A 16,766-nucleotide genomic window follows, 5' to 3' on the forward strand; every position below is an offset into this window, starting at 1 on the left:
TCCTCAGTCTAATTTCATCTATTAAAAATACGATTGATTCTCATTTAAACAAGCCTCTAACAATTATAGATAGTTGCCGGAGAAATGTAAAGAAAAGGTGACAGGTACCTATACCACTTTGCCTGACTGGTATAGGTGCCTGTCACCACTACTGTTAAACCTTCTCTATATTCACAAGGCAGTCATACAATGTGCTTCCAAGGCCGTTGTCCGATTCGCGGCTGGATGTAAGGTTATTGACGGGGCCGCCGAATTTTGCCCAGATGCCTTCATCGATATTGATGGTATCCGGATGGGCTTTCTTCATAATATGGACAAAGCCCTTCATTTCCCCGCGGTTATTCCAAACCTTGACATGATCGTTCTCCTGCAGGCCAAGCTTTTCGGCAATATTATCGGCAATTTCGACCTTTGCCTTTGGCTCCGGCTTCAACAGGTGATAATGCTGCGAATGATTGGAGCGAAGAGGGTGAATCGTCAGCAGGGTAAAAGGAAACTGTTCGGCACGCTCTTTATCCGTCCACTTGGTTTCCCGTGGAAGAGCGAGTGTCAGCCTGCTTTCGGAACCCTTTCGGAACGAGGTAAATTCATACTTTCCGCTTGGCGTCTTGAACTGGCGGTCTGCCCAGGGCACCGTATCAACCGGAAGCTCCATATGGTGAGAATTCCTTAAGCTATCAAGCGTGATTCCCTGCTCTTTAAGCGAACCAAGGCCCATGCTGATGAATTCGTCTCTTGTAAAATCGAAATCGGCTCCGAATCCGAGTCGTTTGGCAAGCTCAGTCCATACCCATAAATCAGGCTTCGCTTCACCTGGCGGTTCAGCCAGCTTCGGGCCATGATTGACATAATGATGATACATGGAAGAATAATAAACATCTTCCTGTTCAAACACGGTTGCAACAGGAAGAACGTAATCGGCCATTTTAGCCGTGTCTGTCATAAACTGCTCCATCACAACAACGGTCTCAACAGATGCAAAAGCTTCTCGGACCCTTGAAGAGTCAGGCACCTGGGTTAAAGGATTTCCGCACGTAACGAAGATCATCTTAATTTCAGGATCCTTCGCTGTTAAAATCCCCTCTGCCTGCCGCATCATCGTAAATTGCCTGAAGGCCGTTTTCCGCTCAGGGAGGGTGAGGGCAGCCGCATCAAAGCTCTGTCCTACCTGTCTGTTGGCATAGTTTGCACCACCGCCCGGAATCCCGATATTGCCGCTCACGGCAATCAAAGCATCCATCAGTCTGATCGTGTTCCCGCCGTTTTCGTAGCGCTGCATGCCCAGGCCAAAGAAGGTGGACACGGGGCGATCGCTATACACCGCTGCAAGTTCGGTCATGACTTCTGCAGGCACTTCCGTTTTCTCTGCGAGTTCCTCAAGCGTTACACTTTCGAGCAGTTCATTTATATCTTCAAAACCAACTGAATAGGTATCTATGAAACTTCTATCTTCCAATCCGAGACGGAGCATTTCCTTCATGATGCCGGCCGCAAGCCAGCCATCCATCCCCGGCTTGATAGAAAAATAATGGTCAGCCATTTTAGCCGTCGCATTAAAAATTGGATCAATCACATATAATTTGGCACCCTGTTTCTTTGCCTCCTGCAGCCTTTGATACAGGTGCATATTGGTGCGGGCAACATTTCTGCCCCAGACGACAATGTGCCTGCTGTTTAAAATATCTTCAGGAGCATGGCTGTACGCATCTCCGAAATCCGAGCTCTGAGCTTCAATACCGGCCCCCCAGCAGATTGACCCCACAAGTTCAGTCACGCCTCCATAACAGTTGAAAAAACGCTGATCCAGGTTCGTCAGCAAACCGCCATTGGCATAATCATGGCTATGCAGGATTGAAGTGGTTTCAGCCGTTTCTTTTAGCTCCTTCATTTTCAGGGAAATATCGTGCAAAGCCTGCTCCCAGGAAATTGACACAAATTCTCCATCTACCTTTTTCAGTGGGTGAAGCAGGCGCTCCGGAGAATTGGTTCTGTTTTCAAGCATTCTGCCGCGGCCGCAAATTTTCCCCTTTGTTATCGGATGGTCCGGATCACCATCTACCTTTGTAACCTTACCGTCTTCAACTGTTACATGAAAGCCGCAGCTGTCCCAGCAATTAAGGGGACAGGCTGACTTGAATGTTTGTGCCAACAACCTCATCTCCCTGCAGTTTGTCTCTTATTCCTCATGCTTAACAAGAATTTTCTTCATTTTGCGGGCGAATTCCCTTCTTGGGATCATTACGCTGTGTCCGCAGCCTTCGCACTTAATGCGGATATCTGCTCCCATCCGGATGATTTTCCATTTGTTGGCCCCGCATGGATGAGGCTTTTTCATTTCCACTACATCGTGTAAATCAAATTCTTTTTGCTCCATGTTTATCCCTCCGCATTCAGTTTTGGGTTATCCTGCTCATTCCTTGTGTACATCACCAGGCGCGGGAACGGAATTTCAATGCCATGCTCATCTAAACAAAGCTTAATTTCCTTCCGCAGCTGGCGCGCTATATAAAAATGCCTCATTGGCAGTGTCTCCGAAACAACACGCAGCATCACGTCTGCTGCCGCCATATTTTGGATGCCCAGAATTTCCGGCGGCTTGACCATATCCTCATATTTTTCCGGGAGCTTTTCGAATAATTCCTGAAGGACCTGTTCAACCTTCACAATATCGCCTTCATACGCAATGCTGACATCCACAAAAGCCACACTATTATTCAATGAAAAATTGGTCACCTGCATAATGCTTCCGTTCGGAAGGATGTGAACCTCGCCCGTCCAGTTTTTAATCTTTGTCGTCCGAAGCCCGATTTCTTCTACAGTTCCTTCAAATTGATCAATCCGGATATAATCTCCAACCGAAAACTGATCTTCGAAAATGATGAAAAATCCGGTGATAATGTCCTTCACAAGGCTCTGTGCTCCAAATCCAACAGCCAACCCGACGATTCCCGCACCAGCCAGAAGGGCTTTTACATCAATTGTCAGCACCGATAATATCATGATTGCCGCAACGAAAAACACCACATAGGTGAGCATATTCTCCAGCAGCTTCAGAAGAGTGGCTTCCCTGCGCTCTGAGATTCGGAGCCTGGACGGTGTTCTCACTTTAAAAATATTGCGGATGGCCAGCTTGCCGATTCTAATAAGGATGCTCGTCACGATCAGAATCGCCATAACTTTAAAAATGCCTTCCCCAATGGTTATCCACGTTTCTTCATTCGAAATCTTATCTATCATACCGTTTATCATTTTTTCAATAGGACTCATGGTTTCACCTGCTCATTTTTAGTGAAAATATAGAAAAGCGGAAGGCGCCCGCTTATAAAGGAACGCAGACTAAAACCGCCACGTCCTCCCAAAAGCTGCCGCTTTCGGTCGTGCGATGTTTATGCTGACGAAGCCTTCCTTGTCCTGCGGGCCTCAAGCATAAGACAAGCCGGCTGAAAGGTTGTTCTTTAACCTTTTGGTCGGATTGAAAGAAATGTTGAGGCGACTGCCCAGGGACGACCAGCATAAGACGGTCCCTGTAAGAAGGTGTTTTTCCTTCTGGAAGGGAACGTCTTAGACCCGAGAGTCCCTAGGAGCCGAAACAAGCCAAGCTTATGACCTCGAGCCGATGGCGCCTGGAGCTAGACAGTTATCGCGTTCAAAACTTCAAGTCTTTATCTTGAATGAAATTATACTGCATCTTGCCCCTCAGTGCGAATCCCTCTGTAAAACAAAATTATTTTATCAATTTTTCTCATGGCTTAACAGTTAAAAAACCGATTGTTTAACGATTAAATAATACAGGTATGTATAGATTACACAAAAATTCCGTATACTGTTAAAAACGTATAAATACTTGTTTTTCGGGCATGGCAAGGATTAAAAAGGGAGTGGACCTATATGAACTTCAAACCAAACTTGTTTGACAAAAAAGGCGGGGCTTCTGCCAGAATCTCGCATGAAGAAACAAACTCTGCAGAAAAATTGGCTGCTGAGCTGAAGAATATTCTGCCTGCGGGCATCGGCTGCCGTCCGATCGTGTTTGTCTGCATTGGCACAGACCGCTCAACAGGTGATTCATTAGGTCCGCTGGTCGGCACACTCCTTGAGGAAAAATCCATTTCATCCTTCCATGTGTACGGAACATTGGAGGACCCGATCCATGCCGTGAACCTGGAAGAAAAACTGAACGAAATCAAAAAGAAGCATTTCAATCCCTTTATTATCGGAATCGACGCCTGTCTGGGCCGTCTGAAAAGCGTCGGAGTCATCCAAATTGGAGACGGACCCGTCAAGCCGGGTGCCGGAGTCAATAAAGACCTGCCGGAAGTAGGGGACATGCACATCACCGGCATCGTCAACGTCAGCGGATTCATGGAATTCTTCGTCCTCCAGAACACCAGGCTCAATCTCGTCCTGAAAATGGCGAAAACCATCGCTGAGGGGATCTATGAAGCCAGCCTGACCCACCAGACAGCACCGGCATGGCCTGCATTTAAGTGGGAACTGAACCGTGAACAAACACCTTAATAGAGTGGAAAGCCGCAGGGGAGTGAGCCTGCGGTTTTTTGTTGGGCAGGGGAGGGGGATTGTGCATACATCCGTTTTGTGGGCCGGTCCTTCATTTTTCGCGCTCGTCCTGCTTTCTGTTTTGATCGTCAATTCCGTTCTCTGTAACGAGGAATTGCGGCAAATGTGAGATAAAATGAGAAACTTGTTAGATAAACTTCAAAATTTGCTGGATAAATTCACAAACCTGTTAGATAAACCGCCAAGCACACTCCTTTTTCCGGAAAAACAGCTGACTTGAGCACAAATCTTGCGCACTTAATTCGAAATTTGCGCGGTTCCAGCCAGTTTTAACGCCATTCCGGCATAAAAAATGCACCGCAAGCACACCAACACCCGTGCCCGCAGTGCACATCCCATTCATCTAAAAATAAATCCCGTAAAAATAAACAACCGACACAATCACTCCTGTAACCACAATTCCTGGAAGCAGGTTCGCCACCCGGATTTTCGTAATGCCAGTCAAATTCAGTCCAATCGCAAAGATCATGATTCCGCCTGTTGCGGTCATTTCCTTGATAAAGCTGTCCATCAGAAGCTGGGGGACAAACCGGTCGATTTGGGTGGCAAATAGAGCAATGAGTCCTTCATACAGCATCACCGGAAAAGCTGAAAAGAGCACACCGATCCCTAATGTAGTCGTTAAGATGAGGGAGGTGAAGCCGTCAATAATCGATTTGGTATAGAGCACCGAGTGATCGCCCCGGATACCGCTGTCAAGCGCGCCGATGATGGCCATAGCGCCAATGACAAAGATGAGTGTAGCCGTTACGAAGCCCTGCGAAATGCTGCCTTGTCCTTTGGAGCCAATTTTGCTTTCAAGCCAATCGCCAAGCTTGTTGAGTTTATCTTCGAGAGCAAAGTACTCTCCAATCACCGTTCCGAACACAAGGCTCAAAATCACCACGAGGAAATTCTCGCTTTTAAAGCCCATTTGCAGGCCGAGCACCATGACAGCAAGGCCAATCGCATGCATGACAGTGCCCTTCATGTTTTCGGGAATGCGATGGAGCAATTTCCCCAGCAGTGTTCCAATAATAATCAATAATCCATTCACAAGTGTACCTAGCAGAAACATCGTCTTCACCTTATTATTTCGCAATGCGAATTATTTTCTATTAAAATTACCACGAAAGGCCTGAGCCTACAATCTTTTTTTATGGAATCCTGTAAAAAAATAAACCATCATAAAGATGGCTTACTGATGTGTTTCTAAAAGCTCCATAATGCGTTCCAAATCTTCTTTTGAGAAAAATTCAATCTCAATTTTCCCTTTGTTTTTGGACTGTTTAATATGGACGTTCGTTCCGAACCGTTCCCTGAGGGAGGATTCGCGTTCCTTAATAAAGATATCCTTTTGAACTGCCTGCTTTTTCGTTTCACGTGAAACATCGTTCAGCTGCTGAATCAGCTGTTCAAGCTGACGGACATTTAAGCCGTCTTTAACTGTTTTTTCAACAAGTGCCTGCAGTTTTTCTTTTTTTCGCAGCCCCAACAGCGCTCTTCCGTGTCCCATGGAAATTTTGCCGTCTGAAATCAATCCTTGAATTTTCGGAGGAAGGGATAGCAGGCGAACATGGTTGGCAATATGCGGCCTGCTTTTTCCCAGGCGCTTGGCCAATTCCTCTTGTGTCACCTTAAGCTTCTCCATCAGCAGCTGGTACGCAGCCGCTTCTTCAATCGGCGTTAGGTCTTCACGCTGCAGATTTTCAAGAACAGCCAGCTCCATCATTTGCTGTTCAGTCAGCTCTCTTACAACAACAGGAACTTTCTCCAAGTTGGCTTCTTTTGCTGCCCGGTAGCGGCGTTCCCCAACTACAATTTCAAAGCCCTTGATGCTTTTGCGGACGATGATCGGCTGCAGTATTCCATGTTCAAGGATGGATTGCTTCAGCTCCTCAATGGCTTCCTTTTCAAACACCTTGCGCGGCTGATAAGGGTTTGGACGAATGTCCTTTATTTTTACTTCCTGTACAGTTTCTTCACTTTCGGTTTCAGCATTATTGAAAAAAGCATTCAGACCTTTTCCTAAACCTTTAGCCATTTGAAACCACTTCCTTTGCCAGTTCTAAATATACTTCAGCTCCGCGTGACTTCGGATCATAAGTAATGATAGGTTCTCCATGGCTCGGAGCCTCTCCCAGACGCACATTGCGGGGGATGATTGTTTTATAGACTTTATCCTGAAAATACTTTTTCACTTCTTCAATGACCTGAATGCCAAGATTTGTACGGGCATCAAGCATTGTCAGCAGAACGCCTTCAATTTTTAAATCATGGTTCAGATGCTTCTGCACAAGGCGAACCGTATTCAGAAGCTGGCTCAGCCCTTCCAGTGCATAGTACTCGCACTGCACGGGTATGATTACGGCATCCGAAGCGGTCAGCGAATTTATCGTCAGTAATCCGAGGGAAGGAGGACAGTCGATAATCACATAATCAAAGTTTGCCTTTACTTCCTCAAGAGCCCTCTTTAACCTGACTTCCCGTGAGATCGTCGGCACCAGTTCAATTTCTGCGCCTGCCAGCTGAATGGTTGCCGGGATGGCGTATAAGTTCTCTACCGAAGTAGGTTTAATGACCTTGGATGCTTCCACATCATCCACGAGGACGTCATAGATGCAATGATCGACATCCGCTTTTTCAATGCCGATTCCGCTTGTGGCATTGCCCTGCGGATCAATGTCGACCAGCAGCACTTTCTTGCCTATGTATGCCAGGCATGCGCCAAGATTGACGGAAGAGGTCGTTTTGCCGACTCCGCCTTTCTGGTTCGCAACGGCTATAATCTTGCCCACAGTGTCACCTGCTTTCATCTATCAATATTCCAATCTATCTATCTGCGAATTTATTCGTATCGTTAAATCACGTAGTCTATTTTATCACGAAAAACAGGGCAGAATAATTTTTTTGTAAAAAATAAGAAGATTCTAATAGTCTTTTTATCGTCCTTCAAAAAAAACGCGAAAAATAAAACGGGGAGCCCCCGCTTTATTTCTCGCGTAAAAAAAATTATTTCTTTTTAGGAATCTTAATCGTGATTTGATAAAATTCATCAAATTCTTCTTCTTCAGAATCAAGATTAATGCCGCTGTCAGAAACCATGGATAAAGATTGCCTGATCGTGTTGACCGCAATTCTCATATCCTTGCTGAAAGCCTTTCGTTTCGGCTTCGGCTTTGGATTTTTCTGTTCGAGAATTTTGACAACCCGGTCTTCCGTCTGCTTCACATTGAGATTCTTTTCCACAATCTCCTGAAGCAGGGCGACCTGCTTCTCCGGGTCCTTCAGCGGGATGAGTGAACGGGCATGCCGCTCTGTGATTGATTTGTTTAGCAATGCATCCTGGACAGGCTGAGGCAATTTCAGCAGCCGAAGCTTGTTGGCAACGGTTGACTGGCCTTTTCCAAGGCGTTGTGCCAATGCTTCCTGTGTCAGGCTATGCAGCTCTAAAAGTTTTCCGTAGGCAACAGCTTCTTCAATCGGTGACAATTCTTCCCTTTGAAGATTTTCAATTAAAGCTACTGAAGCCGTTTCGGTATCGCTAAGATTTTTGACAATAGCAGGAGCTTCTTCCCAGCCCAGTTTTTTCATGGCCCGGTATCTGCGTTCACCTGCTATGATTTCAAACTGGCCATCTTCAAATTCCCGTACGACGATTGGCTGGATGATTCCATGCGTATGGATAGTCCGGGAAAGCTCTTCTATTTTTTCATCATCAAACACCGTTCTTGGCTGGAAACGGTTGGGGACGATTTGATCAATAGGAATTTTCTTAACTTCTTCTCTGTCGCTTAAGTCTTCAACAATATCCAGCTGTTCTTCTGCTGGTTTTTCCGCTGTAACTTGTTCTCCCTTTTCGCCTAGGCCAAAAAAGCGTGAGAAAGAATGCTTCATCACCCTGCACCACCTTTACGAAACTCCCTATAACATATTCTCTATCATCATGACAAATCCTGCCGGACAGGAGCAATATAAAGTGAAACTTCAATCAGTGGGGAGACATTATCCCCCACTGATTGTTAGTTGAGGCCCACAGGAAGTGGGTCACAAAGACGTTGCCACAGGATGTGGCGTTTTTAGTCTTTGTTCTTCTTATCGGGCCTTACGGGCAGTTGGACTCCCGCTAATCTTGCTTCGATTCCACTGTTTCTTACAAAGGGGAGTCTTCCTGCCCGTTAGACTGCGATAAATATCTGGAAAAATCGAAACGTTTACACCATTATGTCATACAATGGCAAATTGCGCACCCTATTCAATTGGTGTTTTATTGGGTGTCCCCGGCTTTCGCGGGTACTTTTTAGGAGTGCTCTTTTCTTTTTTTATGATTAGAATATTGCGCTCACTTTCTTCCTCAGGCAGCGTGAACGTGTGGGAATCCACAAGTTTTCCGCCCAGCACCGAGACGGCCTTTTTGCCGGCATCCAGTTCTTCCTTTGCACTGGCACCCTTCATGGCCACAAATGTGCCTCCAGTTTTCGCCAGCGGCAGACAAAGCTCGCTTAAAACGGATAATCTGGCTACAGCTCTTGCTGTCACAACATCAAAAGACTCGCGGTATTCCTTGTTCTGTCCAAAGGTTTCCGCACGGTCATGGATAAAGCGGACATTCTCAAGCCCAAGCTTCTTCGCCAAATGCTCCAGAAAACCAATGCGCTTATTAAGCGAGTCAACAATCGTAATATGTAAACCCGGAAAAGCAATTTTAATCGGTATGCTCGGGAAGCCTGCCCCCGCCCCGACATCACAGACCGTTAGCGGCTGGCTGAAATCAAAGTAAAAAGCCGCGCTAATGGAGTCATAGAAGTGCTTTAAATACACATCTTCCTTTTCCGTAATGGCTGTTAAATTCATTTTTTCATTCCATTCCACCAGAGTGGAATAGTAGGTGTCATATTGCTGCAATTGCTGTGGCGAAAGGGCAATCCCCTTCGCCGCCAGCATTTCAGTAAATTGTTCGGTATTCATTTAGTAATCCTTTCCGTTCTCTGACATAATCGGATTTTCCTCTTTACTCAGCTGAAACCCGTGCAATTCTCCCCTGCTCTAAATAAACAAGCAAAATGGAGATATCGGCAGGATTAACTCCGGAAATTCGCGAAGCCTGTGCAAGAGATAGCGGCCTTACTTCCTTCAGCTTTTGTCTTGCTTCGGAAGCCAGTCCATTAATATCATCATAATCGATGTTTTCAGGGACCTTTTTGTTTTCCATTTTCTTCAGACGCTCTACCTGCTGAAGGGACTTCTCAATATAGCCCTCATACTTAATCTGGATTTCCACCTGCTCGGTTACATCCGGATCAAGCGCAGTTTCAGCCGGAACGAGCTGCCCGATATGCTCATACGTCATTTCCGGACGCTTCAGAAGATCTGAGGCGCGGATGCCGTCTTTCAGCTCGCTTCCGCCCTGGCTTTTGATCAGCTCCTGAACGTCAGAAGTAGGCTTGATGATGATGCCTTGCAGACGTGCTTTTTCGTCTTCTATCGCCTGCTTTTTCAGCTGGAATTTTTCATAGCGTTCTTCACTGATCAGACCGACTTTGCGGCCAAGCTCCGTTAAACGCAAGTCGGCATTATCATGGCGAAGCAGCAGACGGTATTCCGCTCTTGAAGTCAATAGACGGTAAGGCTCATTCGTTCCTTTGGTTACAAGGTCATCAATCAGGACGCCAATATAGGCATCTGAACGGCTTAAAATGACTTCTTCCTTATCCAGCGATTTCAATCCGGCATTCATGCCTGCCATTAATCCCTGGCCGGCAGCTTCTTCATAGCCTGATGTCCCGTTGATCTGGCCCGCCGTGTAGAGATTTTTCACCTTTTTGGTTTCCAGTGTCGGCCATAATTGCGTTGGGACGATGGAATCATATTCAATCGCATAGCCGGCACGCATCATCTGCACCTTTTCAAGTCCAGGGATCGTTCTGAGAATCTGCTGCTGCACATCCTCAGGCAAGCTTGTTGAAAGCCCCTGCACATATACTTCCTGAGTATTGCGGCCTTCAGGCTCAAGGAAAATTTGATGGCGCGGCTTATCGTTAAAGCGGACAACCTTATCTTCAATGGACGGGCAATAGCGCGGACCAGTTCCTTTTATCATGCCGGAGTACATTGGCGAGCGATGAAGATTATTGTCGATTAAGGTATGCGTTTCAGCATTTGTGTATGTCAGCCAGCAAGGGAGCTGGTCTGTAATATACTTGGTTGTTTCATAGGAAAAAGCTCTTGGCACATCATCGCCAGGCTGGATTTCCGTTTTGCTGTAATCAATGGTATGGCTGTTAACGCGCGGCGGCGTTCCAGTTTTAAAACGGACCAGGTCAAAGCCAAGCTCCTGCAGATGCTCTGAGAGCTTAATGGATGGCTGCTGGTTATTAGGGCCGCTTGAGTACTTCAGTTCACCAAGGATTATTTCTCCTCTTAAGAAGGTTCCGGTCGTAATGACGACCGCTTTTGAATGATACACGGCGCCTGTCTGGGTGACAACGCCCCTGCATTCTCCATCTTCAACAATCAGACGTTCAACCATTCCCTGAATAAGCGTCAGGTTCCGTTCATTTTCCAGTGTTTTTTTCATTTCATGCTGATATGTGAACTTATCGGCCTGTGCTCTTAATGCACGTACGGCTGGGCCTTTTCCTGTGTTCAGCATACGCATCTGAATATGCGTTTTATCAATATTCTTGCCCATTTCTCCGCCAAGGGCATCGATTTCCCTTACGACGATTCCTTTTGCAGGTCCCCCTACTGAAGGGTTACAAGGCATAAAGGCTACCATATCCAGGTTGATTGTAATCATTAATGTCTTTGCGCCGAGGCGGGCCGAAGCAAGGCCTGCTTCCACACCCGCGTGTCCGGCTCCGACTACTATGACATCATAACTTCCAGCTTCATATGTCATGATGCGGCCTCCTTTGCTGCAATCAGGCAAGCACAGACCCAAGCTCAGCAGAGGCTGGACCGGCCGATTGCAAAAGTTAAAAAAATCTATTTCCGCTGCGTTAGCTGATACAGCCTGCTTAAATCATCTATTTTCCTAAACAGAACTGAGAGAATAACTGGTCGATCAGGCTTTCATGGACGCTGTCGCCAATAATTTCACCAAGCAGCTCCCATGTTCTTGTCAAATCAATCTGCACAATATCAATAGGCGTTCCCATCTCAACACCCTGCATCGCTTCATCAATGGCATTTTGCGCCTGATTCAATAGAGCAATATGGCGGGTATTGGAAACATACGTCATATCCCCGGCTTCGATGGAGCCTGCAAAGAATAAAGAGGCAATGGCTTCCTCCAGATCGTCGACACCCTGGTCCTCCAATAAAGAGGTTGTAACCAGTTTATGATGCTTCGAAAGCTCGCGGACGCGATTCATGTCGATCTTTTGATCAAGGTCGGTTTTATTGACAATCACAATGACATCCATGCCTTCGACTGCTTTAAATATATTTTCATCCTCAGACGTCAAATCATCCGAGTAATTGAGCACGAGCAAAATTAAATCTGCTTCCTTTAATACCTGCCTCGATTTTTCGACACCGATCCGTTCTACGATATCTTCCGTTTCACGAATGCCGGCTGTATCCACCAGACGGAGCGGCACTCCTCTGACATTCACATATTCTTCAATAACATCACGGGTGGTGCCCGGTATATCAGTCACAATCGCCTTATTTTCGTGAACAAGGCTATTCAATAAGGAAGATTTCCCAACGTTTGGCCTTCCGACAATGACCGTGGAAAGTCCTTCACGCAGTATTTTCCCCTGCTGTGAGGTTTGAAGGAGCTTTTCGATTTCTTTTTTTACATAAGAAGCCTTCTCCATCAGCATATGATGGGTCATTTCCTCGACATCATCGTATTCGGGATAATCGATATTGACTTCCACGTGAGCCAGGATCTCCAGAATTTCCTGCCGAAGCTTCTGAATAAGCTTTGACAGCCTTCCTTCCATCTGGCCAAGTGCCACGTTCATAGCCCGGTCTGTCTTGGCGCGAATCAGATCCATGACCGCTTCTGCCTGTGATAAATCAATCCGTCCGTTCAAGAAGGCGCGCTTTGTAAATTCACCCGGCTCAGCAAGCCGTGCACCATTATTCAGCAAAAGCTGCAGCACGCGATTCACGGAAACCAGTCCGCCATGGCAGTTGATTTCGATGACATCTTCCTTCGTAAAGGTTTTCGGTCCCTTCATGGCTGAAACCATTACTTCTTCAGCAATCTGTTCAGTTTTCGGGTCAACAATATGCCCATAATGAATGGTATGGGACGCCACATTCTTCAGCCGCTTGCCTCCTACCCCTCTGAAAAGAAGGTCCGCAATGTCAAATGCCTGATCCCCGCTCAGGCGGACAATGGCAATGGCTCCTTCTCCCATTGGCGTAGATATCGCAGCGATTGTATCAAATTCCAATTCATTCACCTCTCTTTTCGTTCTTACTTCCATCTATATAAAAATGAATCATGCTTTCGATTCCCCAAATTAATAGAATATCACAAGGCTTTTTTTTAGAAAAGCATATCAGCCCGCATTGCCGGCTTGTCCATCAGTTCAGCACGTTACTTATCAACATCCCGCTCTCCGTCAGCAAGCGAAAAAATTATCCACACGTCTCATAATTAATATGCTCTATTTTAACTTATCCACATGTGAATAACAATAAAACCAATTGAGATTTAATAATTTGCGGGGCTTTGACAAAGAACGACAAAAAAAATCCCAATCCGGAGTGGATTGGGATTTTGCGTAATGAGTAATTTATGTTTTGGACGTTGATAACTGTCCAGCTACAGCGCCTACCCCCTCGAGGTCACAAGCCAATCCTCCCAAAAGGCAAAGAACGCCTTTCCGGGAGGCTCGTCTTGTGCTTGTCGGGGGTGGACAAGGCGCTTCCGCTTTTCTTGCTACTTTGTTCTGGCTGGTGCAATGACGATATGGCGGTGCGGGTCATTGCCATCAGAATAGGTTTTGATTCGCTTATTATTTACGAGAGCAGTATGGATCACTTTGCGTTCATAGGAAGGCATAGGTTCCAGTGCAATTTCTTTTCCCGTCTTCAAAGCTTTTTGAGCAAGCCTTTCAGCCAGTTGAATCAGGGTATCCTGGCGTCTTTTCCGGTAATCCTCTGCATCGACCACCACATTTAAGTACTGCTCGGCAAAGCGGTTGATGACCAGCTGTGTCAAATACTGGAGAGAATTGAGCGTTTGCCCTCTTTTTCCGATTAAAAGAGCTATCTTTTCGCCGGATAAGGTAAATTGAACATTTTTTCCCTCACGTAATGTTTCAATTTCGATGGGCACGCCCATTTTTGCACTGACATCTTTGAGGAATTTTTCAGCTTCCTCAATCGGATCAGGCTTTTTCACAGCTTTCACCACGGCCGGCCGGGATCCGAAAATCCCGAAAACGCCTTTTTTACCTTCATCAACAATAGTAATCTCTAAGCGGTCTTCTGTTGTGTTTAATTGAGCTAAAGCTGACTCTACTGCTTCCTTGACGGTCTGTCCTGTAGCAGTTATTTGTTTCACTTTTTGGCTCCTCCTGCATTTCCGGCCGCTGCAGCTTTCAGGTCCGGACCTTTAATGAAATACGTTTGAATGATCATGAAGATATTACCCACTACCCAGTATAAAGAAAGAGCTGCCGGGAAGTTAATGGCAAAAACAACGATCATAATCGGCATTAGATAAAGCATCATTTTCATTTGTGCAGCCATTTGCCCTGTTTGCTGAGTGCCGGCCATCATCATTTTCTGCTGAATGAACGTTGTCACACCTGCAATTAAAGGCAATAAGTATATTGGATCCGGAGAACCAAGGTCAAACCAAAGGAAATTATGGTTTGCAATTTCGCGCGTACGTGTAATCGCATGGTAGAAACCGATCAGGATCGGCATTTGAATCACTAGCGGGAAACATCCTGCAAGCGGATTAACACCGTGCTTTTGGAATAAAGCCATTGTTTCCTGCTGCAGCTTCTGCTGGGTTTTCTGGTCTTTCGAACTGTATTTTTCACGAAGCTTCTGCATTTCTGGCTGAATCGCCTGCATCGCTTTTGAACTTCTCGTTTGTTTAATCATTAATGGCAGGATAACCAGACGGATAATGATCGTTACAATAATGATCGATAGTCCATAGCTGCCGCCTGCTAATTCCGCTACCTTAATAATAAACAGCGAAAGCGGGTAGACAATATACTCGTTCCAAAAGCCTTTGCTTTCAGACGTAATCGGCTGGTTGATTTCTGTACAGCCCGATAAAAGGGCCATCACAAACACTAAACCGATTAGTAGGAATATTCGTTTCTTCAACCGTTTTTTCCTCCTTAATTGCTCCTGATAATAGTATGGATTTCATTTGCTTATCCCCCGGCCAGAGGGACACGCTCATATGTATCTTATTTTAACATCTTTTAAAATGAAGTGCTTCATAATAAAGATAGATAATGATTATTAGTTTTTAGTATTTCCAAGTCCCGGTTTATTCAAAACCCGCGAAACCTTCAATACATGGATCAGACTCTTTTTCACTTCATGAAAATCCATTTCTGCCACCGGTTTCCTCGCAATGACGATCAGATCATATTGCGGCTTTATTTCTTCCTCCAGTTCTAAAAATGCCTGGCGGATATACCTTTTGATCTGGTTCCTCATGACCGCATTGCCAATTTTTTTGCTGACAGAAAGCCCGATGCGAAAATGGTTCTGCTCCTCTTTTCTCAAGATGTAAACGACAAATTGGCGGTTGGCGAATGACTTTCCCTTTTTAAAGGCCTCTTGAAATTCTTTATTCTTTTTTACACGGAACTCTTTTTTCATGTCATCACCTATTTCGAAAAGCGCAAGCGCCCTGGTCACCCCCTGCATCTTGAGGGGGCTGGCGCTGGAGCTAGACAGTTATCTAACTTTAATTAATTTATCTTTACATGGAAAAAAAGACCACTGACGTTTCAGTGGCCTAAGCAGATAATACTTTTCTTCCTTTGCGGCGGCGGCGAGCTAGAACGTTACGTCCGTTCGGAGAGCTCATGCGGCTGCGGAAACCATGAACCTTGCTTCTTTTACGCTTGTTTGGTTGATAAGTTCTTTTCATATATGACACCTCCCTGAGGAATTGCTGTTAAAGACAGTCTTTCTAATTATATAGATGTAACTAGAAAATTGTCAACTATGCATATAAGTCAATCTGCCTTCAATGGCAAAAATATTCGTTTTGGCTCTTTCTTTCATAAATTGTTTTTCTTATAAAGTTAGTCCGTTGATTTCCGCTGCGGGCACTTGCTTTCCGCGGGGAGTAACGAGAGCCTCCTCGGCTTCGCCTGCGGGGTCTCTCGATCCCTCACTTCCCGGCAGGACATTGAATAATCATCCTTGAATCAACACCGCACGAAGAAAATGCGAATGCATTTTCGAGGATCAAGTACCCTCCGCTCCAATCAACTCAGCAGTTGAGATTTATATAAAAAACAACGTACGACAATATAAAAAAATTCTTTGCTGCTCTTTCTCTTTTTGCATATCTGAAAGAACCCACTCAGAAAGTTTACCTTCTTTTCACCTGAATGTCATCCTAAAATTTCATTTTTCCACGTTTTTCTCATTTCTCCATTGTAAAAGCTTTTCTTGGAGACTGCAAATTTTCCCGGACGCGGGATGTCCGTCCACTAAAAAGGGCCATTACACTCCAGGTCCATTGGAATTGAATTCCCCCCCCCCCAAAACAGGGCTGTGGATAAAATTTCGACAAGTTTTTCATTATCCACATCACATATTGACAGGTTTTGCACACAACCAGAGGCTGTGGACAATTTTTATGAACAGGGATGGGCATGTTGTGGATAAGGGTTTAAAAAGCATTGCAGTCAAATGCATTATCTGTTATCATAATTGTGTTTTCACACTTAATAAATCATTGTGCATATCTTCATTATCCACAGATTGTGGATAACATGTGGACAGGTTATCCAAGGGGTTTGTAAAAGTTTGTCCACAGACAGTGGATACTGTCGAAATTCCACTTTACTTCCTTATTATACGATTTTCCACATAAACAGTTTCGTATATTTATAAACTTCAGGGTTATACAGCGTGTATAACCTATCGTTTTTGTGGCGCAAAACAAAGAAAAAGCCGAGATGTCCACGGAAAGACATTTGAGCTTGAACTTAATTTAGATATCAATTTTAGATGGAAAAGGAGGGATATCA

Annotated in this window: 15 protein-coding genes; 1 reads left to right on the forward strand and 14 read right to left on the reverse strand. The window is 45.3% G+C overall.

Features of this window, described 5'->3' with window-relative positions; all coding sequences use genetic code 11:
* Positions 1-154: 154 nt before the first annotated feature.
* Genes NAF01_RS24835 through NAF01_RS24845 form a run of 3 tightly spaced genes read right to left on the reverse strand, consistent with a single transcriptional unit; the run spans position 155 to position 3,267 of the window.
* The gene (locus NAF01_RS24835) at positions 155-2,149 is read right to left on the reverse strand and encodes a molybdopterin-dependent oxidoreductase (protein WP_250801493.1); all 1,995 of its coding nucleotides are present in this window, start codon (positions 2,147-2,149) and stop codon (positions 155-157) included.
* Positions 2,150-2,176: 27 nt separating this feature from the next.
* The gene (locus tag NAF01_RS24840; protein WP_035328295.1) at positions 2,177-2,374 is read right to left on the reverse strand and encodes a DUF951 domain-containing protein; all 198 of its coding nucleotides are present in this window, start codon (positions 2,372-2,374) and stop codon (positions 2,177-2,179) included.
* Positions 2,375-2,376: 2 nt separating this feature from the next.
* Positions 2,377-3,267 carry a mechanosensitive ion channel family protein gene (locus tag NAF01_RS24845; RefSeq protein WP_076262934.1) on the reverse strand — a complete coding sequence of 297 codons (891 nt, stop codon included), beginning with the start codon at positions 3,265-3,267 and terminating at the stop codon, positions 2,377-2,379.
* Positions 3,268-3,888: 621 nt separating this feature from the next.
* On the opposite strand from NAF01_RS24845, the gene yyaC reads away from it, so the two are divergent.
* The gene (gene yyaC, locus NAF01_RS24850; RefSeq protein WP_048010208.1) at positions 3,889-4,518 is read left to right on the forward strand and encodes a spore protease YyaC; all 630 of its coding nucleotides are present in this window, start codon (positions 3,889-3,891) and stop codon (positions 4,516-4,518) included.
* Between the two features lie 403 nt (positions 4,519-4,921).
* On the opposite strand, the gene NAF01_RS24855 is transcribed toward yyaC, so the two are convergent.
* The 11 genes from NAF01_RS24855 to rpmH form a co-directional block, all read right to left on the reverse strand.
* Positions 4,922-5,635: a DUF554 domain-containing protein gene (locus tag NAF01_RS24855; RefSeq protein WP_048010207.1), complete on the reverse strand. Its 714-nt coding sequence runs from the start codon at positions 5,633-5,635 to the stop codon at positions 4,922-4,924.
* A 120-nt stretch (positions 5,636-5,755) separates the two neighbouring features.
* The gene (locus NAF01_RS24860) at positions 5,756-6,601 is read right to left on the reverse strand and encodes a ParB/RepB/Spo0J family partition protein (protein ID WP_226618926.1); all 846 of its coding nucleotides are present in this window, start codon (positions 6,599-6,601) and stop codon (positions 5,756-5,758) included.
* Positions 6,594-7,355, reverse strand: a complete 762-nt coding sequence (locus tag NAF01_RS24865) for a ParA family protein (protein WP_048010276.1) — start codon at positions 7,353-7,355, stop codon at positions 6,594-6,596. Before NAF01_RS24865 ends, NAF01_RS24860 begins: the two co-directional genes overlap by 8 nt.
* A gap of 214 nt (positions 7,356-7,569) precedes the next feature.
* On the reverse strand, positions 7,570-8,454 hold the full coding sequence (noc, locus tag NAF01_RS24870) for a nucleoid occlusion protein (RefSeq protein ID WP_035328309.1): 885 nt from the start codon (positions 8,452-8,454) through the stop codon (positions 7,570-7,572).
* Between the two features lie 354 nt (positions 8,455-8,808).
* Complete coding sequence (rsmG, locus tag NAF01_RS24875) at positions 8,809-9,525, reverse strand: 16S rRNA (guanine(527)-N(7))-methyltransferase RsmG (protein WP_048010204.1); 717 nt, start codon at positions 9,523-9,525, stop codon at positions 8,809-8,811.
* A 43-nt stretch (positions 9,526-9,568) separates the two neighbouring features.
* On the reverse strand, positions 9,569-11,458 hold the full coding sequence (gene mnmG / locus NAF01_RS24880) for a tRNA uridine-5-carboxymethylaminomethyl(34) synthesis enzyme MnmG (protein WP_163140308.1): 1,890 nt from the start codon (positions 11,456-11,458) through the stop codon (positions 9,569-9,571).
* A gap of 127 nt (positions 11,459-11,585) precedes the next feature.
* On the reverse strand, positions 11,586-12,971 hold the full coding sequence (gene mnmE / locus NAF01_RS24885; RefSeq protein WP_048010275.1) for a tRNA uridine-5-carboxymethylaminomethyl(34) synthesis GTPase MnmE: 1,386 nt from the start codon (positions 12,969-12,971) through the stop codon (positions 11,586-11,588).
* 491 nt (positions 12,972-13,462) lie between these two features.
* On the reverse strand, positions 13,463-14,089 hold the full coding sequence (gene jag, locus NAF01_RS24890) for an RNA-binding cell elongation regulator Jag/EloR (RefSeq protein WP_163140306.1): 627 nt from the start codon (positions 14,087-14,089) through the stop codon (positions 13,463-13,465).
* Positions 14,086-14,871: a YidC family membrane integrase SpoIIIJ gene (gene spoIIIJ / locus NAF01_RS24895; RefSeq protein WP_163140304.1), complete on the reverse strand. Its 786-nt coding sequence runs from the start codon at positions 14,869-14,871 to the stop codon at positions 14,086-14,088. Before spoIIIJ ends, jag begins: the two co-directional genes overlap by 4 nt.
* A 141-nt stretch (positions 14,872-15,012) precedes the next feature.
* Positions 15,013-15,378, reverse strand: coding sequence for a ribonuclease P protein component (gene rnpA, locus NAF01_RS24900; protein ID WP_048010274.1), 366 nt, complete (start codon positions 15,376-15,378; stop codon positions 15,013-15,015).
* A gap of 139 nt (positions 15,379-15,517) precedes the next feature.
* Complete coding sequence (gene rpmH, locus NAF01_RS24905) at positions 15,518-15,652, reverse strand: 50S ribosomal protein L34 (RefSeq protein ID WP_019382473.1); 135 nt, start codon at positions 15,650-15,652, stop codon at positions 15,518-15,520.
* Positions 15,653-16,766 lie beyond the last annotated feature (1,114 nt).

The organism is Cytobacillus firmus (assembly GCF_023657595.1).
Classification (GTDB): Bacteria; Bacillota; Bacilli; order Bacillales; family Cytobacillaceae; genus Cytobacillus; species Cytobacillus firmus_B.